Source organism: Rhodococcus sp. 14-2496-1d, assembly GCF_002259365.1.
Taxonomy (GTDB): Bacteria; Actinomycetota; Actinomycetes; order Mycobacteriales; family Mycobacteriaceae; genus Rhodococcoides.
In genome coordinates this window covers 38229-58592 of the sequence record NZ_NPFV01000023.1, presented here as the reverse complement: position 1 = coordinate 58592, position 20364 = coordinate 38229, and the positions used below count along the sequence as shown (strand labels likewise).

The window sequence follows — 20364 nt, the reverse complement described above, 5'->3', positions numbered from 1 at the left end:
TGCCGGGTCCGAACGGGGTGGGTGGTGGACCGAATGATGGTCCACCCCAATACGAATGAATGGTCCATTCACAACGTCTGAGCGCGTGAATGGACCATTCATTCGATGGGGGGGTGAGCCAGAGAAACTACAGCTTGAACGACTCCAGAGCCTCGTTGAAGGTCTTGGACGGACGCATCACTGCAGCGGTGGCTTCGGGGTCCGGGTAGTAGTAGCCGCCGATGTCGACTGCCTTGCCCTGGACCTCGTTGAGCTCGGAGACGATCTTGTCTTCGTTCTCCGACAGCGTCTTCGCCAGTGCGGCGAAGTGCTTGGCCAGTTCGGTGTCCTCGGTCTGTGCGGCCAACTCCTCGGCCCAGTAGAGGGCGAGGTAGAACTGGCTGCCGCGGTTGTCGAGTTCACCGGTCGAGCGCGACGGGCCCTTGCTGTTCTCGAGCAGCTTGCCGGTGGCGGCGTCGAGTGCCTTGGCGAGGATGGTCGCCTTGACGTCGCCGGTCTTGGTGCCGAGGTCTTCGAGGCTCACTGCCAGAGCCAGGAACTCGCCGAGCGAGTCCCAGCGCAGGTGGTTCTCCTCGATGAGCTGTTTGACGTGCTTGGGAGCCGAGCCACCAGCACCCGTCTCGTACAGTCCGCCGCCGGCCATCAGAGGAACGATGGAGAGCATCTTGGCGCTGGTGCCGAGCTCGAGGATCGGGAACAGGTCGGTGAGGTAGTCGCGCAGAATGTTGCCGGTCGCGGAGATGGTGTCGAGTCCGCGGACCAGACGCTCCATCGTGTACCGGATTGCGCGAACCTGCGACATGATCTGGATGTCGAGGCCCTCGGTGTCGTGATCCTTCAGGTACGTGCGCACCTTGCCGATGAGCTCGTTCTCGTGCGGGCGGTACGGGTCGAGCCAGAAGACGACCGGCATTCCGGACTCACGGGCGCGCGTCACGGCGAGCTTGACCCAGTCCTGGATCGGCGCGTCCTTGACGATGCACAGACGCCAGATGTCGCCCTCTTCGACGGTCTGCGTGAGCAGTACCTCGCCGGTGGCGATATCGGTGATGTTGGCGACGCCTGCCTTCGGTACCTCGAAGGTCTTGTCGTGCGAGCCGTACTCTTCGGCCTTCTGCGCCATCAGGCCGACGTTGGGGACGGTGCCCATCGTCGTCGGATCGAACTGTCCGTTGGTCTTGCAGAAGTTCACCATCTCCTGGTAGATCCGGGAGAACGTCGACTCGGGGTTGACGGCCTTGGTGTCCTTGGGACGACCGTCGGCTCCCCACATCTTGCCGCCGGCGCGAATCATCGCGGGCATCGAGGCATCGACGATCACGTCGCTGGGCGAGTGGAAGTTCGAGATACCGCGCGCGGAGTCGACCATCGCCAACTCCGGACGGGTCTCGTGACACTTGTGCAGGTCTTCGATGATTTCGTCACGCTTGGACGCCGGGAGTGTCTCGATCTTGGCGTACAGGTCCGACAGGCCGTTGTTGACGTTGACGCCCAGCTCTTCGAAGATCTCGTTGTGCTTGGCGAACGCGTCCTTGTAGAACACGCGAACGGCGTGGCCGAACACGATGGGGTGCGATACCCGCATCATCGTGGCCTTCACGTGGAGGGACAGCATGACGCCGGTCTCGTAGGCGTCCTGCATCTGCTCCTCGTAGAAGTCGAGGAGCGCCTTCTTGCTCATGAACATCGAGTCGATCACGTCACCGTCGGTGAGCGAGACCTTCTCCTTGAGCACGATCGGCTCGCCGTCCGCGGGCAGCAGTTCCATCTTGATCTCACGGTCTCCGTCGACGACCGTCGACTTCTCTCCGTGGTAGAAATCGCCCTCGCGCATGTGCGCGACGTGGGTACGTGACGCCATCGACCATTCGGTCATGGAGTGCGGGTGCTTGCGGGCGAATTCCTTGACCGCCTTGGGTGCACGGCGGTCCGAGTTACCCTCACGCAGAACAGGATTGACCGCGCTGCCGAGGCACTTGGTGTACCGGTCGCGGATCTCGCGCTCTTCGTCGGTCTTCGGGTTGCCGGGGAAGTCGGGGATCGCGTAGCCCTTGTCCTGCAGTTCCTTGACGGCAGCGAGCAACTGCGGCACCGATGCGCTGATGTTCGGCAGCTTGATGATGTTGGTCTCGGGCAGCTGAGTCAGCTTGCCCAGCTCGGCGAGGTTGTCGGTCACTCGCTGGTCTTCGTTCAGGTAATCGGGGAACTCGGCGAGGATGCGGTTGGCAACGGAGATGTCACTCGACTCGACGTTGATCTCGGCCGCGCTGGCGAAAGAACGTATGACCGGCAGAAACGCGTGAGTCGCCAACATCGGCGCCTCGTCGGTCAGGGTATAGATGATGGTCGGCTTCTTCGCTGTCATGTTTCGCCTTTGCCTCAGTTTCAACGTCGTCTTTTGGATGCGTCCACCGTCGACTTTAATCTTTGAACCGGCCGCTGTGCCGGGCAGTGGGGTATCACTCCACCTGCGATTCCAAGTTACCGACCAGTAGGGCGCTCATAGGTTTTCGCAGCGTTCCTCGATCCGCCCCTGACCACCGTCGGAGCATCCGGTTTGCCCGAATTGGAACAACAGACCCCTCCCCGACCGTTGAACGAATCATGACGACCTACAAGACTGTCAATCCCGCCGACGGCACAACCGTCAAGGAATTCGAAACCCTCGACTCGGCCGGTGTCGAGCGCGCGCTCGCCGACGCAGACGCCGGATTCCGGACGTGGCGCAAGACCTCACCGAAGCATCGCGCCGAAATTCTGCACAAGGTCGCCGACCTCTACACCGAGCGCTCCGACGAGCTGGCCAGGACCATCTCACTCGAAATGGGCAAGCCACTCACCGAATCCCAGGGTGAGGTGGAGCTGTCGTCGAACATCTACCGCTACTACGCCGACAACGGCCCCGCTCTGCTCGAGGACGAGAAGCTCGACGTACCCGGTGCGGAAGACACTGTGCTGCAGCGCAAGCCGGTCGGCGCGCTCGTCGGCGTGATGCCGTGGAACTTCCCCTACTACCAGGTGGCTCGGTTCGCCGGCCCGAACCTGATGGTGGGCAACACGATTCTGCTCAAGCACGCACCCAACTGCCCGCAGTCGGCGCTGCTGATGGAGGAGATCTTCCAGCAGGCCGGACTCCCCCAGGACGCGTACATCAACATCTTCGCGACCAACGAGCAGATCGCCGACATGATCGCCGATCCACGCGTGCAGGGCGTCTCGCTCACCGGTAGCGAGCGAGCCGGAACGTCCGTCGCCGAAACAGCAGGACGCAACCTCAAGAAGGTCGTCCTGGAACTGGGCGGATCGGACGTGTTCATCATGCTCGACTCCGACGACATGGATGCAACAGTCGAGTCCGCGACCAGGGCGCGACTCTCCAACGCAGGTCAGGCCTGCAACGCCGCCAAGCGCATCCTCGTCGCCGAGGAGCACTACGACGACTTCGTCACCAAGCTCACCGCCTCGTTCGAGGCCGTGCAGACCGGCGACCCGCTGGACGCGAACACCACGCTCGGCCCACTGTCGTCACAGACAGCGGCCGACACGTTGATCGAGCAGATCGACGACGCCGTCGCCAAGGGGGCGACACTGCTCACCGGCGGCAAGAAGATCGACGGACCGGGTGCATTCGTGCAGCCCACTCTGCTGGCCGACGTCACCCCCGACATGCGTGCGTACAGCGAAGAGCTGTTCGGACCGGCCGCAGTGATCTACAAGGTCGAAAGCCCGCAGCAGGCAATCGAATTGGCGAACTCCTCCGCCTACGGCCTGAGCGGCTCGGTGTGGAGCGCCGATCTGGACAAGGCCCGCGACGTGGCCGAGCAGCTCGAGGTCGGTATGGCCTTCGTCAACGAGCACGGCACCACCCTGCCGGGCCTGCCGTTCGGCGGCGTCAAGCGCTCCGGCGTCGGCCGTGAGCTGGGACCGTGGGGAATGGACGAGTTCGTGAACAAGAAACTGGTCCGCGTCTCCGCGAAGTAAGCGGCACCGTAGATGCTCCCCGGGCGCGCTGCCCGGGGAGTTTCGTCGTTCGAAGCATGGTCATACTGTCTCGATGATCATCGAACACGCCCTCCTGCATGTCATTCCCCACCGAACCGACGATTTCGAGGCCGCCTTCGCCGACGCGAAGTCGATCATTTCCTCGATGCCGGGGTTCGTGAATCTGACACTGTCGCGGGGCATCGAGCAGCCCGATGTCTATCTTCTGCTGGTGGAATGGGAACGCCTCGAAGACCACACCGAGGGCTTCAGGAAGTCAGACCGGTACCAGGACTGGAAGACGCTGCTGCATCACTTCTACGAGCCGTTCCCCGTCGTCTCGCATTTCGACCCGATAGAGAACGCATAGGAGATAGGTTCGAGTCTCGTTCCCATCGCCGTTTCGAGGAGATAGTCGTGGCCAACGCTTCGTCGTTCGTATCCAAGCAGGACGACATCGAGATCAGCACCTACACGTGGACCACCTCGGCCGACCCGGCTCGCGGCGTCGTACAGATCGCACACGGACTCGCCGAACACGGCAGCCGCTACGCCCGATTCGCCGCCGCTCTGAACGACGCCGGATTCCACGTCGTCGCCTCCGATCATCGCGGCCACGGAGAGTCGATCGTCGACACACCGGGCGACTTCGGGGCTGCCGCGTTCGCCGGGTTGTGGGCCGACATCGAGCAACTCGGCGAATCGTTGCTGAACGAATACCCGGACCTGCCACTGTTCCTGTTCGCACATTCGATGGGATCCTTTGCCGCGCAGCATGTTCTGATCGAGCGCTCGGATCTCTACGAGGGCGTGGTGCTGTCGGGTTCGACCACGCTCGACATCCTCGCCGCCGGCATGGCCGACGCTCCAGCTGGTGACCTCAGTGTCTTCAACGCCGCCTTCGAGCACCGCACCGGGTACGAGTGGCTCTCGCGCGACGAGGCCGAAGTCGATGCCTACGTCGCTGACCCGCTGTGCGGCTTCGACCTCCCCGAGTCGACGGTCCCTGCCTTGTTCGGTGAGGCCGACAAGCTCGCCGATCCACACAACCTCGAGCAGATCCGCTCCGACCTGCCACTCCTGATCACGTCGGGAACCGACGACCCGCTCGCCGACGGCGGACAGTTGATCGAAACCCTCGCTGCCCGGTACCGCCAGGCCGGCATGAGCGACGTGACCGTCACTCTGTACCCCGGTGCCCGCCACGAGATTCTCAACGAGACGAACCGGGACGAGGTCACCGCGAACATCATCGGCTGGCTCACCGACCGCGCCGGAAAGATCTAGCGCTTTCGTAGCTGCACGGGCTGCCCGTCCTCCGGGAAGGGCAGCGACGTGAAGTTCAGCGGCGCAACGTAATCGGGATCGACCGACCAATCGAATCGCAGCAGCAGGTGGTGCATGATCGTCTTGATCTCGGCACCCGCGAAGAACATGCCGATGCACTTGTGCACTCCGCCGCCGAACGGCTCCCACGCGTAGCGGTGCACCTTGTCCTCTCGGCGGTCATCGGCGAACCGGCCGGGGTCGAACTTCTCGGGTTCCGGCCAGTACTGCTCCATGTGGTGCGTGAAGTGCGGCGCGACCGACGCGTACGTCCCCGCGGGTACGAACCTCCCCTGCACCTCGGTGTCCTTGACTGCGCGTCGCGCCACCACCGGAGTGGGCGAGACCAACCGCAGGCATTCCTTCATCACCAGATCGACACTGTGCAGTTCGTCGAGTTGCGCGAGCGTCGGCGCATCGGTGCCGAGGGCCTCGGACTCCGCGCGGCACTTGTCCTGCCACTCGGGGTGTTGCCCGAGGTACTGCATCATCGTCGACAGTGTGATCGTCGACGTGTCGTGGGCGGCCATCAGCAGGAAGATCATGTGGTCGATCACTTCCTCGTCGGAGAATCGCTCGCCGTCGTTCCCCTCGATGTGGCACAGGACAGAGAACAGGTCGTCGGTTTCGGTGGCACGCCGCGACGGAAGGTAGCGCCGGAAGAACTGCTCGAGCATGGCGCGGCCATCGAGGCCACGCTTCCACCGCGTTCCCGGAACTCGATAGCGCACGATCGACGTCGCAGCCTGAACGCACGCCACGAAACTCGAGTTGAGCTCGGCTATCTCGGCTTCGGTGCTGCCCTCGGCACCGCCCATGAAGATGCTCGTCGCCACCTCCAGGGTCAGCGCTTTGAGCGCCGGGTAGACCTGGACGTCGCGCCCGCCCTGCCACGCGTCCAAACCGGTTGCGGTGACAGGATTCAACGCCTCGACGGATTTGGTGAGCCGGTCCCTCGTGAAGGCCTGCTGCATGATTCGTCGGTGCTTCAGGTGCTCGTCGGAGTCCAGCAGCATCAACCCACCGTGGAAGAACGGGCCGATCAGCAGGGACCAGCCGTCACCGTTCGCAAACGCCTTGTCGGCGTTCTGCAACACCTCTTGGCATGCGTCCGGACCGAGAACGGTGATCCACTTCTGCCCGGCCATCGTCAGCCACGACACCTCGCCGTACTTCTCCCACCGACTCCCGAGCAGTTTCAGGGGGTCTCGGATGTATTCGAGTGTGTGCCCCACGACGGGTATGCCGCCGTCACCGTATACCGGTTGGAGCGCTGAATCAGCAGGTGGAGCAGCCAGAGCACGTGCCATTGTCGACCTCCGTCAATCTGACAGAGCGTCCTGTCAGATGAGATGTAGTCTGCGTCACACCCGCTTCCTCTGTCAAGATCTACCCATGGCTTCCCCGACGCGCAGGTACAACGGCATGAGTGCCGACGACCGCACCGCCGACCGTCGCGCGCGGTTGCTCGAAGCCGGACTCGAAGTGTTCTCCACGGCCGGTGCCCAGAACACGACCATGACCGCGATCTGCGCGGAGGCGAAACTGACCGAGCGCTACTTCTACCAAAGCTTCTCCGGCAAAGAGGATTTGCTCGAGAAGGTGGTCGAGTCGGTATCCGACGAGATCCGGGCAGCGGCTATGGACGCGTTGCACTCCCCGGCCCCCACCGTCGAGGAACAGGTTCGCAACGCCATCGCAGCGTTCGTCGGCGTGCTCACCGACGACCGCCGCAAGGGACGCGTCGCGATGATCGAGTCACTGGCCGTCGACTCGCTGCGGGATTATCGACGAAAGTCCATGCGCGCGTTCGCCCATCTGGTGGCCGAGCAGTCACGCGAGCTGTTCGGCGAACAGGCCTGGCCGCAACCACAATCCGAGATCAACGGCCTGCTGTTCATCGGCGGACTCGCCGAACTGGTCATCGCGTGGTTGAACGACGAAATCGACATCGCCCCCGCCGACATCGTCGACGCCGCAACACGTCATTTCATCGCGACGGCGCACCGCTGAGGTGCCTTCGGCAGTGGCGTGTTCAGGTGCCGTGGAGGGCACTTGTTCGCACCACTGCGCCGAAGGCGCACTCCTATCGGTCGAAGTGCGCCTTCGAGATCTGGCCGTGCACGCCTACCGTCTTGTCGACCACCTGCGAAACGGTGAAGTTGGCGGCCGCGGAAAGGTAGGCATAGGCCGTCGCCCGGTCCATGCCGAGGTCGGTCTCGAGGAAGTCGAGCGCGTTGACCACTGCGCGCCGCATGGCTGCGTTCAGGTCCGAACTCTGACCGCCGACGGCACCGTCCGGATCGGACAGGCCGATCGGAATCCATGAATCCTCGTTCTCGGCAAAGGGATACGAGTACGCGACGGACGGCGCATCCCCGCTGCCCGCCTTGCACACCGTCAGGCGGAAGGTGCCGCGCAGGGAACCTTCCATCGCCGTCAGCGCGACCTCCCCGTCGCCCATCGCCATGTGCGGATCGCCGACGTAGAACAACGCACCCTCTGCGAACACCGGGAGGTAGAACGTCGACCCGACGCCGAGCAGGCCGACATCGATGTTGCCGCCGCCGAGCGTCGGGGGAATCGAATTCGCATTCGGTGATGTCAGGCCCGGGTCGCTGGCGAAGGCAACACCCATCATGCCCATGAAGGGACGCAGCGGAAAGCGCACGGCCGCATCGCCGTACCGCATCACACCCTGCCCGTCCTCGACGGCGGTGAACGTGGAGATGTTGCCGTATTGCGTCGGGTCACCCGAGGTTCTGCCGTCGCTCGCGATCGGAGGCATCACCTCGTCCAGGCTGATGCCCGCAGGAGCCTCACCGGACGCAGTGACCGCCAGGGAGCCCTTGCCGTGCCTGCTCGACACCACACCGTACGGAACGCGTGGGATCGCCTCGAGCGTCTCGATCTTGAGTACATCCCCGCGCTGCGCTCCTTCGACGAACACCGGACCCGTCACCACATGAGGGCCGTCGACGTCGAAGTTGCGGACCGTGCGGTCGTATCCGCCGGCGATGTCGATGGCGTCCTGCAGCACGTCGGATTCCGATACCCCCTTGCTGCCGAAGAATTCGACGGGATCGCGACCCTGATCTTCGAGAATTCCTTCGTGGCTGAGCGCGTCGATGGTCACCGTCTCGCCGGACTTCATCTGCAGCACCGACTCGGACTCGACCGTCGGGACGTACCCCCACAGGACCTTGTCGACTTCGGAACTCAGATAGTGATCGCCGGAGATGTCGCCTGATCCGGGCTGAAGAATGCCGACCGGTGCAGGTGCCGACGAACTCGCGGCGGCGGTGGACGACGACGACGACGAACACGCTGCCGTTCCGGCAATTCCGACGCCTGCGCCCAATGCCGCCACCGCCTGGATGAATCCACGTCGACCGATTCCCTTGGTGATCGTCTCCGCTGCCTGCTCCGCCATCGACCGCGCCATGATGCCTCCTGAATTGTCCGAATCTCGAACGTAGACCGAGGGTGTTTCTCGGCAGTTACGAACATGCGTCGGACGAAGTCTTCGGCAGGACGGCTCAGCTGGGATCGCTTCCACCGATCGCCGACCACCAGAGCGCTGTGACCGCGGCCAGAACGGTGACGGCTACGAACTCGGCGAATCCCCCGCCGTCGACGACCAGCCACAGCAGACCGATGAACGGGCCGGCCACTGTGGCAGGGGCGTCGAGCATGATTCGGCGTCGTAGCGATCCGAATCTTTCACTGCGCGTACGCAGATCGACGTCGTTGAGGCGAGGGGCATCGAGGGGTGTGCCGGGAGGTAACGACGTGCGACGCCGCCCCGACGGCACGGCGAGAATCCCCGGTTCCGCGACGAAAGCACGCCGACCGAGGATCGACCTGCTCACGCTCGCTGCGGCGTCGGGAACGATCGCCAGCAGCCCGGTGTGGAAGTAGACGGGGTACCAGGCCCGCCCTGTTTTCTCGTGGACCTCCAGGTAACCGCGCGACCGCATGCGGTGCTGAAACCGAACTCGCCGCACTGTGGTTCGGGCGGTCGATGTCTGTGCTGATCGCCCGGACAGGAGAGCGCACGCCACCGACCAACCCGTCCAGACGAGGACGACGAGCGCAACGAAGAAACTCAGAGGTGCAATCACGACAACGGTCGATGCCGCGACAACCAACGTGGCTGCCGCGGCACCGACCGGATATCCGAGACCGTGAGCTATTTCAGGAACCCGACCTTCGACATATCGAGGTCACCGAATCCCGGAGCGCCGAAGTTCGCGAGATTCGACTTGGTCGCGTACGTCGACGGACGCTGGAACATCGTGAGGCTGTGCCCCTCCGCCCAGATCGCCTTGTCTGCCTCGTTGTAGTCGGCAATACGTGCGTCGTCGTCGAGCTCGCCGGCCGCCGTGTCGAGCAGTCCGTTGATCTCCTCGGACCCGACCTGACCGTAATTCTGCAGCGTACTGCCGGGCGTCAGGCGGAAGATGCCGTCACTGCTGGAGATGTACGGCGTTCCCTCCCAGGTGAAGTGGGTGACATCGAATGCGCCGACCAGGATGTACTTCTCGAAGAAGTCGTCGGACGGCACTGCGTCGATGATGAGGTTGGCGCCGACAGCCTTGAGGTTCTGCTGGATGATCTGCGCTTCCTGCGTCGCGTTCGGGGTGTCCGCCGGAATGATGTCGTGCAGATCGAGTTGCTGTCCGTCCTTGGAGCGGAACTCGCCGTTCATCGTCCATCCGGCGGCCTCGAGTTCGGACTTCGCCTTCTCCGGGTCGAACGTGACGTCGCCGTTGTTCGCCTGGTAACCCTTCTGGCCGTCGACGAAAATGTGGTTGTTCAGCACCGTCGGGTTCGAGGTGATCTGGCCGAGCTGCGAGGTGGCCAGGTAATCGCGGTCGATCGCCTTCATCAGAGCCAACCGGACCGCCTTGTCCGACGTGATGCGCCCGGGCGCGCCGTTGAAATCGAAATGGCGGTACTGCGGGCCCAGGCTCTGCCGCAGGTCGATGTTCGGGATACCCCGCGCGACCTTGAATGCGTCAGCGCTGCTGCCCAATTCGTAGTAATCGATCTCGCCACTCTGCAACGCGCCGACGGAGGCCGTCGAATCGAGTGGCAGGAACGTGATGGTGTCGAGCACCGCTGGGTTTTCGCCCCACCAATCAGGGTTGCGCTCCGCAATCATGCGTTTACCCCCGGGCTCGATGGTCCGGATACGGAACGGGCCTGCGGTGGCAGGCATCGTGCTCACCGATCCCGTGTTGAAGGCGTCGACGGTATTCACCGACTCTGCGGGCATCAGCGGGGAGTACAGCGATGGCCAGTCGGCAAACTTCTCCGTGAAGGTCAGAATCACCTGTTGGTCGTTCTCGCCGCGCACGACAGATTCGACCTTGTCGTACCCGGCCGTGGATGAAGCCTCGTACGCCGGGTCCTTCCCGCTGTTCGCGGTCCACGTTGCCACGAGGTCGGTGTAGTCCAGCGACCTCCCGCTGCTCCACTTGGCCTCGGGATTGATGTTGTAGGTGATGACCTGCTTTCCGTCGACCTCCGACTCGGTGATGTCGGTGAAGAAGTCCGTGTCCACCGTCAGACTCGCGTCGGCTGCGGCGGTGAACGACCTCGGCATCAGCGCGGCGTAGAACCGCGAGGTATCGACCGTTGTGCCGTCGATTTGGTAGTAGTTGTAATTGGCAGTCACCTGCGTGAGCGGGAAGTTCATGTTCCCGCCCTGCTGCAAATCGGTGATCGGATGCGGGTTTATCTGCGCTCCGCTCTCGAACGATGCAGGCGCATCGGCGTTGGGCCCGGTGTCGCCGGAGCTGCACCCCGCCACCAGTCCGACGGTGGTCACGGCCACCGCGATCGGGACCAGTGCCCGAAATAGCTTGGCTCTCATCAATTCACCTTTCTCAGTGTGCACGTAACCTGCAAGGTCAGATGGCGTCGGCCAGCTGTGCGGCCTCGGCGATTCGGGCTCGTTGGAGCATCGGATCGGGGATGGGGATGGCTTTCAGGAGTGCCCGTGTGTACGGGTCCTCGGGTGCGTCGAAGATCTGCGCCGTCGGGCCCTTCTCCACGAACACCCCGTTGCGCATCACCGCTACTTCGTCGGCAAGATGACGCACCACCGACAGGTCGTGCGAGACGAACAGATACGCCAGACCGAGCTCCTCCTGCAGATCCTGGAGCAGGTTCAGCACACCCGCCTGGATCGACACGTCGAGCGCGGACACCGGCTCGTCGAGCACCAGGATCGACGGTTTGAGCGCCAAAGCCCGTGCAATGCCGACACGTTGACGCTGCCCGCCGGAGAACTGGGTGGGATACCGATCGGCGAGCTCGGGACGCATTCCGACGGTGTCCATCAGTTCCCGAACCCGGCGGGTGCGCTCGTCGACCGGCACGCCGTTGATCTTCAACGGCTCGGCGATGATCTCTCCCACCGGCATTCGCGGATCGAGCGAGCCCATCGGGTCCTGGAACACGATCTGGATGTGCGCGCGCAGCTTTCGTTGCTCGGCTCGGCTCAGGCCGTAAGGCTCGACTCCGTTGATTCTGATCGAGCCCTGCTGCGGCTTCACGAACTCCATGATCTCGAGCAGGGTCGTCGACTTGCCGCAGCCCGATTCGCCGACGATCGCCAAGGTGGACCCTGCGTGGACATCGAAGCTGATGCCCTGCACCGCAGGCACTTCGCCCGCGCGTCGACGCAGTACCGAACCCTTGAACATGGGGTAGCTCTTGTGCAGATCGGTCACCGACAACACCGGAGCATCCTTCGGTACGGTCACCACCAATTCGGCCGGTGCCTCCGACCTCGGGGCACCCTCGAACTCCGCCTCCACCGACTCGGCCGTCGCCGCATCGATACGGATGCACGCCGCGCTGTGATTCGGGGCAACCTGAATCAACGGTGGTTCGCCTTTGTCGCAGGCCTCCGTGTGCAGCGGGCATCGGGGCCCGAATGGGCAGCCCGTAGGGAGATTCACCAGAGCGGGCGGCGTGCCCTCGATGGGCACCAGGCGCTCCTGCGCGGGACGATCCGGGCGAGGGACCGAGCCGAGCAAGCCCACGGTGTAGGGCATGGACGGGTGCGCGTACAGCTCGTCCACTGGAGCAGTTTCGACGGCGCGCCCGGCGTACATGACCATGGCCCGATCGGCCACGCCGGCAACGACTCCCAGGTCGTGGGTGATGAACACGACGCCCGCTCCGGTGACGTCACGGGCCGTGCGCAGCAGGTCGAGGATCTGCGCTTGGATCGTCACGTCGAGTGCCGTGGTCGGCTCGTCGGCGATGATGAGGTCGGGATCGTTGGCGATGGCCATCGCGATGACGACGCGTTGCCGCATACCGCCGGAGAACTCGTGCGGATACGACTTGGCCCGTGTTTTCGGATCGGCGATGCCGACCAGATCGAGCAATTCCAAGGTCCGCTCCTGGACCTTCACCTTGCTCAGTGACGGGTTGTGTACCGAGATCGCCTCGGCTATCTGATCACCGATCCGGTAGATGGGCGTCAGCGCAGTCAATGGGTCCTGCGAGATCATCGCCACCGAACGCCCACGCTCACGGGACATCTCACGGTCGGACAGTCCGAGTAGCTGACGGCCGTTCAGCTCGATGGACCCGGTGACCCGTGCGGTCTGCGGAAGCAACCCCATAACGGCCAGGGACGACACCGACTTACCGGAGCCGGATTCGCCGACGATGGCCATGACCTCGCCCTTGTCGACCTGATAGTCCAGTCCGCGGACCGCGGTGACGCGGCCTTCCTCACTCGGGAAGCTGACTTCGAGTCCGCTGACCTTCAACACCGGCACAGTCTCAGCCACGTGCCTGTCCCCTCGTCGAGTTCGGATCGAATGCGTCGCGCAGGCCGTCGCCGACGAAGTTCGTTGCCAGCACGATCAATACCAGTGCGCCACAGCAGAACGCGAACAGCCACGGATACGTCAACGCGGACGACGTACCGTCCGCGATCAGGGTTCCGAGCGAGACGTCGGGCCGCTGGACACCGAAACCGAAGTAGCTCAGCGACGCCTCACCGATGATGGCGATACCCACGTTGAGCGTGACGTCGACGATGAGGATCGACGCCATCGAGGGCAGCACGTGCTTCCCGATGACACTCGTCGGCGTCGCACCCATGTACTTGGCGGCACGAATGAATTCGCGCTCACGCAACGACCGCGTCATCGCACGGATGATGCGGGAGGTGATCATCCACGCGAACGCCGCGAGCAGCAACACCAGGATGAAGAAGCTCTTGTCGCGGAACAGCGGCGAGCAGATAGCGATGACCAGGAAGCTCGGGACGACGAGCAGAACATCGGCGACCCACATCAGCGCACGGTCGGTCCAACCGCCGAAGTACCCCGCCACCGCGCCGACGACGCCGGCAAGCACCGTGGAAATGAGCGCGACGAGCATGCCGATGATCAGCGACTTCTGCAGGCCACGCAGCGTCTGAGCCAGAACATCCTGCCCGATCTGGTTGGTGCCGAACCAGTGTCGTGTGGTCGGGGGCGAGTTGAGCGCGTACGCGTCGAGTTCCTCGTAGGTGAAGGGAATGAAGTGCGGGAGTACGAATGCGCCGACGAACATCGCCAGCAACACCACGATGCCCACCAACGCAGGCCGGTTGCGCAGGAACCGGCGCAGCACCAAGCGCCTGCGTGTGATCGGAGCCGTCGAGTCGCTCGGGCCCTCGACCGCAGCGATCTCGGGAACCACAGGTGTCGCCATCGCCGATCCTTTCCTTACTCGAAGTGGTGGGTCAGTCCGCGTAGCGAACGCGCGGATCCAATGCGGCCGTGAAGATGTCGGTCAACATTCCGGAGACGAGGACCGAAAGCGCGGTGAACAGCGAGACCGCGAGCGTGATGTTGATGTCCTGACTGGTGATGCCGTAGATCAGCCAGTCCCCCATGCCGTACCACCCGAAAACTCGCTCGGTGAAGGTCGCGCCGGTGATCACCGCGCCCATCCCGAACGCGAAGAGCGTCGCCATCGGGATCAATGCAGTTCGAAAGCCATGCTTGAATATCGCGCGGCCGCGGGTGAGGCCCTTGCCGCGGGCCGTACGGATGTAGTCCATGTTCAGTTCGTCGAGCATGGAACTACGCATGTAGCGGCTGTAACCACCGATGGTGAACAACATCAGGACAACGGTCGGCAACAGCAAATGCTGAGCACGGTCGATGATTTCGTTCATCAGACCGGGAGCGAGCGTTGTCGACGTCTCACCGGTGTATTGGAAGAACTGGCTACCGGTGCTCTGATTGACCTGCACAGCAAGGTATTTGAGTACCGGTGCCAGAACCAGGATCGGGGTGCTGATGAGGATGAACGTCACGACAGTGGCGACGTGATCGAAGATCTTGTACTGCCGGACGGCACCGTACGCACCTACGAGTGTTCCCAGTACCGCGCCGAGGACGGTGCCGAGCACCACCAAACGCAGCGAGACGAGAATGCGTCGCCACAACTCGTCGTTGACGGAGCCGGCCGCGATGGTCTGACCGAAGTCACCATGAAGCACAGCCCACAGCCACTTCAGGTAGCGCAACACGGGGTTGTCGTCGAGATGCAGCGCCGCGCGTTTCGCGTCGAGTACAGCGCTCGACGGCGGCGGGTTGCGACTGAGGAGATTGGACAGCGGATCGAACGTGAGCGACGCCAGAAGGTAGGTCAGAAACGTCGCAATGAGCAGCAGGACGACGTAGTTCAGCAACCTCCGCGCAAGATAACCGCCCACGCGCAACCACCTTCCATCGAGCACCACGGCCGTGCCCGATGGCACTGCTCTCGGCATTGTTCACACCGCGTGTTACCTGCTTGTTTCGTTAGCGATGGAAACAGACATTCCACAAGATAGCACCACGAATTCAACTTTCGTTCACGGTAGCGGAAGTACTTCCGGTACATCGGACAATGCGGAACACGCGGTGCCAGAACAAGTCTGAGCATCCAGTTTACGAAGGTTCACCTAAATCATTGGTTTCTGGAACGAATTCCCGACATTGCGGACACGGCCGAAAATAGGTGCTTTCGACTCACATCGGTAGATTCACAGCCATGCCGACAGCTTCCACATCCGACGGATTCACCTTCGAGCGATACGACGTCACCGACGCCGGATCCATCGCCACGGTCTTCGCGGCCAAGGAACACCGAGCCGGGCTCTACGTTCTGCACTTCGCCGACAACGAGGCCTACGTCGGGTACTCCGACTCGGTCGCGGCACAGTTCATCGCCGACCTCGACGCGTGGACCGACATCGAAGCACTCGACTTCGCAGCCGGGACTGCCGATCAGCTCGAGCAGTTGCGAGATCTCGTGTCGCACCTGACCCGTCTACGTGAACGCCCCTCGGAGCCGGCCTCCCTGGGCGACGTTCCGAGCGCGAAATCTGCGCTGCCGAAGGAAAGGGCCAAGCGGGCGACATTGCTCGACACGTCTGTCGGCAAGGCGCGCAAGCAGTTCTGGGAACTGTCCGACCACATCGCATACCCGGCCATCCGCAGCATCGTGGCCGACTACATCAACTCTTCGATCCCCGACCCGGCGAACACCGCGAAGTACCTGTGGCAGATCGCCGCCCTGTCCGACGAACACGTCGACACCGGGCCTCGGCGCTTGCTGACGCTGACGTGCGGCGGCTTCGAGACGCTGCGCGTCGACGAGATCGTGCACGACGACGACACGATCGAACTCGACCTGCGCATCAACACCAACGTTCCGCGCGACCGGACCGACGAGCAACTCGAGGTCTCCAACGAGACCGTCAGCGCCGGGCGCGGACCCTACCGGGACGAACGAGTGTGGTCGTGGTCGATCGACCTCGGCGCGCTGCTGGAAGAAGACGTGGACGTCGACCTCGGGATCGACGACGACACGTTCGACGACCTCGCCTACGGCCTCAACGCCAGGCTGATGCGATCCGGCAACTCGACGGGTGCAGCGTCACACAACCACGACCTCGCGGCCGACCTGCTCGCCGAGGCATACCGGCAGCTGTTCGAGACCGAGTGACCGGTCGGCTCTGGTACGTCTCGTACGGGTCGAATCTCCTGCGCGAGAGGTTTTTCAGCTACCTGACGGGGTCCGACGAAAGCTCCGAATTCGGTGCGCACCCACCGGCACCCTCGACAGCGTTGCCTGCAGGGGAAAAATGGCTGTGGATCGACTATCCGCTGTACTTCGCCGGAGTCTCGCGGCGCTGGACCGGAGCGTCCGCGTTCGTCTCGACGACGGCAGATGCCGCGAATCGGTCTGTAGCACATGGCTATCTACTCGACGGCGTCCAGTTCGCTCACCTGGCTGCCGTCGAGAACGTCGTCGCGTCCATCGATGTCGGGGCGACGGAGACACTTGCCATCGGACAATGGTCGCAGCTGGCAGTGGATCGCGAAGGTGAGAGCTTCCGTGGGAAATACGATGCACTACTCCGTCTTCCGGACATCGACGGACGACCCGCGTTCACGCTGACAAGTTCGATCGCCCGAGAGCCCGGCGAACCGTCGAGCAGATACCTCTCGACGATCCGGCGCGGATTACTTTCCGCCCCGGAAGATCTCGAGGTGGATGCCTACCTGCAGGCGGCGATCGAACGCTCCGCGGAGATCACTTCAGCGCGTCGAGATTCGTCTTCAACAGCAACACGTTGTAGTCCGACCACCGAGAAGCGGTGAAGTACAGGTCTTTTCCGCTCGACATCGGGTGAATGAACGGCGCATAGATTCCGCCGGCGGTCTGATTGGCATCGAGGATGGTCCTCGGCGCACTCCAGGGCCCCTCGGGATTGTCGGCAGTGCGAGCGACCAATGTGCGAGTGTTCTCGTCCCCGTACATCATCACGTAGCGGCCGAGGTAGTCGTTCCATGCAACCGACATCTCGCTGACCGGGCCCTTGACGATCGCAACGGTGTCGCCGATGTTCTTCGACCACTGCTTCGCCGGATCCGGATCCTGCGTCGAGTACTCGTACGCGTCGAGGTTCTCGATCTCGCTCGGTGCCACCCGTGAGACGAAGGCATCGCCGAATCGTCCGTTGGGTGTGCCGAACTGATACAGGTACTTGCTGTCTCGACCCAGCACGTAGGCGCTCTGCTGGAACTTGCCCTGGCTTTCGTGGACGTTGGTGAAGCCCGGAATGGTGACACCCTTGTTGACGCGGATCGTCTTGGGGTCGGTCGACCAATTCTGACCGTTGTCAGTGGATTTCGCCGTCGCCGAGTAGTTCGTGATCCAGCGCCCGGGGCTGCCCCAGCTCTGCACCGACATGTAGTTGATGTACTGGGTGTTGCCGATCGCTATGGCCGCCGTGGGAATCGTGGTGTCCTCGACGCTGGGCAGCTTTGCGCTGGAGATGATCTCGGCTGCATAGTTGGGACTACCGGCCCGCACGACGGCACCGGAGGTGTTGTCCGCGGGGTCGGCTGGACCGATCTCGACTCCCTGCGCCAGATTCGTCGACGCCTTGTCCGACCGGAAGAGCGCGTTGCTGCGCCACTGCGCATTGCCGGAGGAGCAGTCTCCGAAGGTGTCACCGAACGCCATCAGGATCTGGCCGGCCCCGTTGTCCCAACTGATTCCGAGGTCGGTGCCGGACATCGCGAGGTCGTTGTAGGTGTTGTTCACGCTCTGCGGACCGGTGACCCAGGCGATGCTTTGGGTGTTGCCGGTGATCCGAGGAAGCGGCCCCTGAGGGCCTTGCGGGTTCTTGCCCGACATCCCGGCGCTACCCGACGACCCGAACAGCGGAGACGAGCCCGGCCCACCGAGCCCACCGCACGGTTCGGCCGACACGGTGGGCGCGGTCAGAGCGCTGAGTCCGCTCACTGCCAGTGCCAGGACAGCCCCGACAGCAATCTGCCGACTACGTACACGCATGGACGAACCCACCGTTTCCCGTGTGACCCACGATACTGATGTGACTGATGGGACGAGTGTTACGCAAATCTACTGATCGCGCAACAAATGAGGCGTGTTGGTGCTTGACAAATTGCCTACGGCGAGAATGACACTCGTGTGATTAGCCGGCAATCATGCGGGCGTGTGTCGTGTCCAATGCGAGAAGCGCAGCGCCCTGCACGATGACGGCAGAGCCGTGGCCCAGCGCCTGGTCAGCGGTGATCCGGCCGCCGAACCGAGGCTTTCTGACGGCGATGTGCGCGCCGGTCGCGACGTAGAGGACATCGAGACCGGCATTGATCCACAGCAGCCGGCTCAAACTCGCGGCAGTCGGAGGCTTCGAGCTCAGCGCGCCTACACCCGCGATCGCCAGATCGATCGCACCCCACCCCGCCGTCTGCAACCCGAACGCCCGCCGGGCAGGCGACGACCCGCGCAACGCCAACACCGTTCCGACGAGCACACTTCCACCGCCCCACATTGCGAGACGACGGCCGAGCCGCTGGGCAACGATGGGCGCTTCGAGTGCTGTCATGGACTCCAGTGTGCCGCGTTCGAGGAAGGAGCCGGTTCGTAACGCGCGGTCGGTTGCGGCCGATCCCACGAGCACTGAGTAGTCGTGCTCGAAACGAACGGAGCCACCATTGCCGAAGAAGATCCTCGCCGGAGTCGCGCTGGCGATCGGCGGCGCAGTGCTCGTCGCGCCGACAGCCTCCGCCGCTCCCGACGACAACCCGTTCGGGCCCAAGGACTCCACCTCGAGTTTCGTCAGCGCCTTCGACCCTGCGGCATACGGCGCGGCGAGCACAAGATCGTTGATCGTCAGCCCGTTCGGCACGAGTCGGCAGATCGATTGTTGGTCGTTTCACGCCCGCGGTTCGTGCTCCCAGAACGGCCGGGTGCTGACGGAGATCCGAATCCCGGCCGGATCCTCGGAGTGGGACTACCGGATGCTCTACGTCTACAACCCGTTCTGATGATCGTCGGCCGTGTGCTCTGCGGACTGACTCTGGTCATGCTTACCGGTTGTGCCGCAACGAAACCCGAGCCGGGCATCGACGCCGCGGTAAACGTTGCGCCGTCGTCGTTCCCGCCCCCTCCTCCCTCCGTCGCGCCCACAGCCATCCCTACCCAGGAGGAAGCGACCGCCATCTTCCGTACCGTTTTCGACTGGACCGCAGAGCGGTCCGACCGCGCCGACGCGCTCGAAGGCACACTCGAGGAGAACGCAGCGTTGTTCGACAGCGGCGGGGTCATGTCGGACGTGACGTTCGACCGCGTCGACGCCGTAGCACCCGGACGGGTGGAGGCGAGCGGCACTCCCGTCGGGCGAGTGTCCTCGATCGGTTTCGTTGTCTCCGAGGGCCGTTGGACGCTGGAACGCGCAGCGGCATGCGCACTCACCGGCGCGTGTTGATCGCCGGTTCGATTCACCAGCCGAACGGGTCCGCATCGGACCCGGGCAGCCAACTGTTGCCGGGGCGGACCCATCCTCGTGCCTTGATCATCTTCTTCGCAGCACGCTGATTGCGGCCGATCAGGCGGTCGAGGTACAGGTGACCGGCCAGATGGTCGGACTCGTGCTGCAGACACCGAGCCAGGTAACCGTGGCCCTCGACCGAGACGGGAGCGTTCTCCACATCGACACCGGTCACGCGGGCCCAGTCCGCGCGGCCGGTCGGGTACCGCTCCCCCGGTACCGACAGACACCCTTCACCGTCTCCGGGGTCCGGCATCGTCTCCGGGATCGCCGACGTCTCGAGCACTGGGTTGACCACGTGCCCGCGGTGACGGACCCCGCCGTCCCTGAGGTCGTAGACGAACACTGCACGCGGGTCGCCGACCTGGTTGGCAGCGAGTCCGGCCCCGTGCGCCGCGGTGTTGGTCTCGAACAGGTCCTTCACGAACGCCGCCAACTCGGCGTCGAACACGGTGACGGGTTCGGCGACCGTCGTCAGCCGCGGGTCACCGGCAACGAGAATGGGTCGAATCGCCATGCAACGAGGTTACTGTCGAAGCATGGCTCATTCTCGTCGCTCCTCCACTGCGCAGCCCGCCGACAAGGTCTGCGCATCGTGCGGGCGGCGAATCGAATGGCGTAAGAAGTGGGAGAAGAACTGGGATGACATCAAGTACTGCAGCGACTCTTGCCGG

19 protein-coding genes and 1 pseudogene are annotated in these 20364 nt (G+C 63.5%); 9 read left to right on the top strand and 11 right to left on the bottom strand.

Going from position 1 to position 20364, the window contains the following annotated elements; genetic code table 11:
* Positions 1-127: 127 nt before the first annotated feature.
* Positions 128-2365, bottom strand: coding sequence for an NADP-dependent isocitrate dehydrogenase (locus tag CH296_RS17765; protein WP_032394973.1), 2238 nt, complete (start codon positions 2363-2365; stop codon positions 128-130).
* Between the two features lie 239 nt (positions 2366-2604).
* Here CH296_RS17765 and CH296_RS17760 point away from each other — a divergent pair, with 239 nt between their 5' ends.
* From CH296_RS17760 to CH296_RS17750, 3 genes are all read left to right on the top strand, one after another.
* The gene (locus tag CH296_RS17760) at positions 2605-3981 is read left to right on the top strand and encodes an NAD-dependent succinate-semialdehyde dehydrogenase (protein ID WP_094685343.1); all 1377 of its coding nucleotides are present in this window, start codon (positions 2605-2607) and stop codon (positions 3979-3981) included.
* A gap of 73 nt (positions 3982-4054) precedes the next feature.
* The gene (locus CH296_RS17755) at positions 4055-4351 is read left to right on the top strand and encodes an antibiotic biosynthesis monooxygenase (protein WP_094647130.1); all 297 of its coding nucleotides are present in this window, start codon (positions 4055-4057) and stop codon (positions 4349-4351) included.
* 47 nt (positions 4352-4398) lie between these two features.
* A complete protein-coding gene (locus CH296_RS17750) occupies positions 4399-5268 on the top strand; it encodes an alpha/beta fold hydrolase (RefSeq protein ID WP_094685342.1) in 870 nt (289 codons plus the stop codon).
* Here CH296_RS17750 and CH296_RS17745 read toward each other — a convergent pair.
* Positions 5265-6617, bottom strand: coding sequence for a cytochrome P450 (locus CH296_RS17745; protein ID WP_032394964.1), 1353 nt, complete (start codon positions 6615-6617; stop codon positions 5265-5267). The genes CH296_RS17750 and CH296_RS17745 overlap by 4 nt on opposite strands.
* A gap of 85 nt (positions 6618-6702) precedes the next feature.
* Here CH296_RS17745 and CH296_RS17740 point away from each other — a divergent pair, with 85 nt between their 5' ends.
* Complete coding sequence (locus CH296_RS17740) at positions 6703-7320, top strand: TetR/AcrR family transcriptional regulator (RefSeq protein WP_032394963.1); 618 nt, start codon at positions 6703-6705, stop codon at positions 7318-7320.
* Positions 7321-7393: 73 nt separating this feature from the next.
* Here the strand turns inward: CH296_RS17740 and CH296_RS17735 are convergent, their stop codons facing one another.
* The 6 genes from CH296_RS17735 to CH296_RS17710 form a co-directional block, all read right to left on the bottom strand.
* The gene (locus tag CH296_RS17735; RefSeq protein ID WP_094685341.1) at positions 7394-8752 is read right to left on the bottom strand and encodes an acetamidase/formamidase family protein; all 1359 of its coding nucleotides are present in this window, start codon (positions 8750-8752) and stop codon (positions 7394-7396) included.
* A gap of 94 nt (positions 8753-8846) precedes the next feature.
* On the bottom strand, positions 8847-9287 hold the full coding sequence (locus CH296_RS17730; protein ID WP_179277755.1) for a hypothetical protein: 441 nt from the start codon (positions 9285-9287) through the stop codon (positions 8847-8849).
* Positions 9288-9499: 212 nt separating this feature from the next.
* Positions 9500-11188, bottom strand: a complete 1689-nt coding sequence (locus tag CH296_RS17725; protein ID WP_143546374.1) for an ABC transporter family substrate-binding protein — start codon at positions 11186-11188, stop codon at positions 9500-9502.
* Positions 11189-11225: 37 nt separating this feature from the next.
* Positions 11226-13127 carry an ABC transporter ATP-binding protein gene (locus tag CH296_RS17720; protein ID WP_094685338.1) on the bottom strand — a complete coding sequence of 634 codons (1902 nt, stop codon included), beginning with the start codon at positions 13125-13127 and terminating at the stop codon, positions 11226-11228.
* On the bottom strand, positions 13120-14040 hold the full coding sequence (locus CH296_RS17715; RefSeq protein ID WP_045199361.1) for an ABC transporter permease: 921 nt from the start codon (positions 14038-14040) through the stop codon (positions 13120-13122). Before CH296_RS17715 ends, CH296_RS17720 begins: the two co-directional genes overlap by 8 nt.
* Positions 14041-14071: 31 nt before the next feature.
* On the bottom strand, positions 14072-15052 hold the full coding sequence (locus CH296_RS17710) for an ABC transporter permease (RefSeq protein ID WP_032394960.1): 981 nt from the start codon (positions 15050-15052) through the stop codon (positions 14072-14074).
* A 320-nt stretch (positions 15053-15372) separates the two neighbouring features.
* Here CH296_RS17710 and CH296_RS29585 point away from each other — a divergent pair, with 320 nt between their 5' ends.
* Both CH296_RS29585 and CH296_RS17700 read left to right on the top strand, forming a co-directional pair.
* On the top strand, positions 15373-16329 hold the full coding sequence (locus CH296_RS29585) for a hypothetical protein (RefSeq protein ID WP_230596719.1): 957 nt from the start codon (positions 15373-15375) through the stop codon (positions 16327-16329).
* Complete coding sequence (locus CH296_RS17700) at positions 16326-16988, top strand: hypothetical protein (protein WP_094685337.1); 663 nt, start codon at positions 16326-16328, stop codon at positions 16986-16988. Before CH296_RS29585 ends, CH296_RS17700 begins: the two co-directional genes overlap by 4 nt.
* On the opposite strand, the gene CH296_RS17695 is transcribed toward CH296_RS17700, so the two are convergent.
* Entirely contained in the window at positions 16921-18189 is a 1269-nt protein-coding gene (locus CH296_RS17695; RefSeq protein ID WP_094685346.1) for a DUF4185 domain-containing protein, read from the bottom strand. The genes CH296_RS17700 and CH296_RS17695 overlap by 68 nt on opposite strands.
* 142 nt (positions 18190-18331) lie before the next feature.
* The gene (locus tag CH296_RS17690) at positions 18332-18745 is read right to left on the bottom strand and encodes a hypothetical protein (RefSeq protein ID WP_094685345.1); all 414 of its coding nucleotides are present in this window, start codon (positions 18743-18745) and stop codon (positions 18332-18334) included.
* A gap of 109 nt (positions 18746-18854) precedes the next feature.
* Here CH296_RS17690 and CH296_RS17685 point away from each other — a divergent pair, with 109 nt between their 5' ends.
* A complete protein-coding gene (locus CH296_RS17685; protein ID WP_094685336.1) occupies positions 18855-19187 on the top strand; it encodes a hypothetical protein in 333 nt (110 codons plus the stop codon).
* On the top strand, positions 19187-19627 hold the full coding sequence (locus CH296_RS17680; protein ID WP_094685335.1) for a hypothetical protein: 441 nt from the start codon (positions 19187-19189) through the stop codon (positions 19625-19627). The genes CH296_RS17685 and CH296_RS17680 overlap by 1 nt, the downstream gene beginning before the upstream one ends.
* A gap of 13 nt (positions 19628-19640) precedes the next feature.
* Here CH296_RS17680 and CH296_RS17675 read toward each other — a convergent pair whose 3' ends face one another.
* Positions 19641-20207 carry a peptide deformylase gene (locus CH296_RS17675; RefSeq protein ID WP_094685334.1) on the bottom strand — a complete coding sequence of 189 codons (567 nt, stop codon included), beginning with the start codon at positions 20205-20207 and terminating at the stop codon, positions 19641-19643.
* On the opposite strand from CH296_RS17675, the pseudogene CH296_RS29580 reads away from it, so the two are divergent.
* Positions 20191-20358, top strand: a pseudogene (locus tag CH296_RS29580) (DUF2256 domain-containing protein); the annotation flags it as partial. The gene CH296_RS17675 and the pseudogene CH296_RS29580 sit on opposite strands and share 17 nt — an antisense overlap.
* Positions 20359-20364 lie beyond the last annotated feature (6 nt).

What these genes read in the sequence shown, in the direction of transcription:
- CH296_RS17745 (WP_032394964.1), bottom strand. Translation starts at nt 6,617, where the DNA reads ATGGCACGTGCTCTGGCTGCTCCACCTGCTGATTCAGCGCTCCAACCG.
- CH296_RS17755 (WP_094647130.1), top strand. Translation starts at nt 4,055, where the DNA reads ATGATCATCGAACACGCCCTCCTGCATGTCATTCCCCACCGAACCGAC.
- CH296_RS17680 (WP_094685335.1), top strand. Translation starts at nt 19,187, where the DNA reads ATGATCGTCGGCCGTGTGCTCTGCGGACTGACTCTGGTCATGCTTACC.
- CH296_RS17695 (WP_094685346.1), bottom strand. Translation starts at nt 18,189, where the DNA reads ATGCGTGTACGTAGTCGGCAGATTGCTGTCGGGGCTGTCCTGGCACTG.
- CH296_RS17690 (WP_094685345.1), bottom strand. Translation starts at nt 18,745, where the DNA reads ATGACAGCACTCGAAGCGCCCATCGTTGCCCAGCGGCTCGGCCGTCGT.
- CH296_RS17765 (WP_032394973.1), bottom strand. Translation starts at nt 2,365, where the DNA reads ATGACAGCGAAGAAGCCGACCATCATCTATACCCTGACCGACGAGGCG.
- CH296_RS29585 (WP_230596719.1), top strand. Translation starts at nt 15,373, where the DNA reads ATGCCGACAGCTTCCACATCCGACGGATTCACCTTCGAGCGATACGAC.
- CH296_RS17725 (WP_143546374.1), bottom strand. Translation starts at nt 11,188, where the DNA reads ATGAGAGCCAAGCTATTTCGGGCACTGGTCCCGATCGCGGTGGCCGTG.
- CH296_RS17760 (WP_094685343.1), top strand. Translation starts at nt 2,605, where the DNA reads ATGACGACCTACAAGACTGTCAATCCCGCCGACGGCACAACCGTCAAG.
- CH296_RS17715 (WP_045199361.1), bottom strand. Translation starts at nt 14,040, where the DNA reads ATGGCGACACCTGTGGTTCCCGAGATCGCTGCGGTCGAGGGCCCGAGC.
- CH296_RS17740 (WP_032394963.1), top strand. Translation starts at nt 6,703, where the DNA reads ATGGCTTCCCCGACGCGCAGGTACAACGGCATGAGTGCCGACGACCGC.
- CH296_RS17730 (WP_179277755.1), bottom strand. Translation starts at nt 9,287, where the DNA reads ATGCGGTCGCGCGGTTACCTGGAGGTCCACGAGAAAACAGGGCGGGCC.
- CH296_RS17675 (WP_094685334.1), bottom strand. Translation starts at nt 20,207, where the DNA reads ATGGCGATTCGACCCATTCTCGTTGCCGGTGACCCGCGGCTGACGACG.
- CH296_RS17735 (WP_094685341.1), bottom strand. Translation starts at nt 8,752, where the DNA reads ATGGCGCGGTCGATGGCGGAGCAGGCAGCGGAGACGATCACCAAGGGA.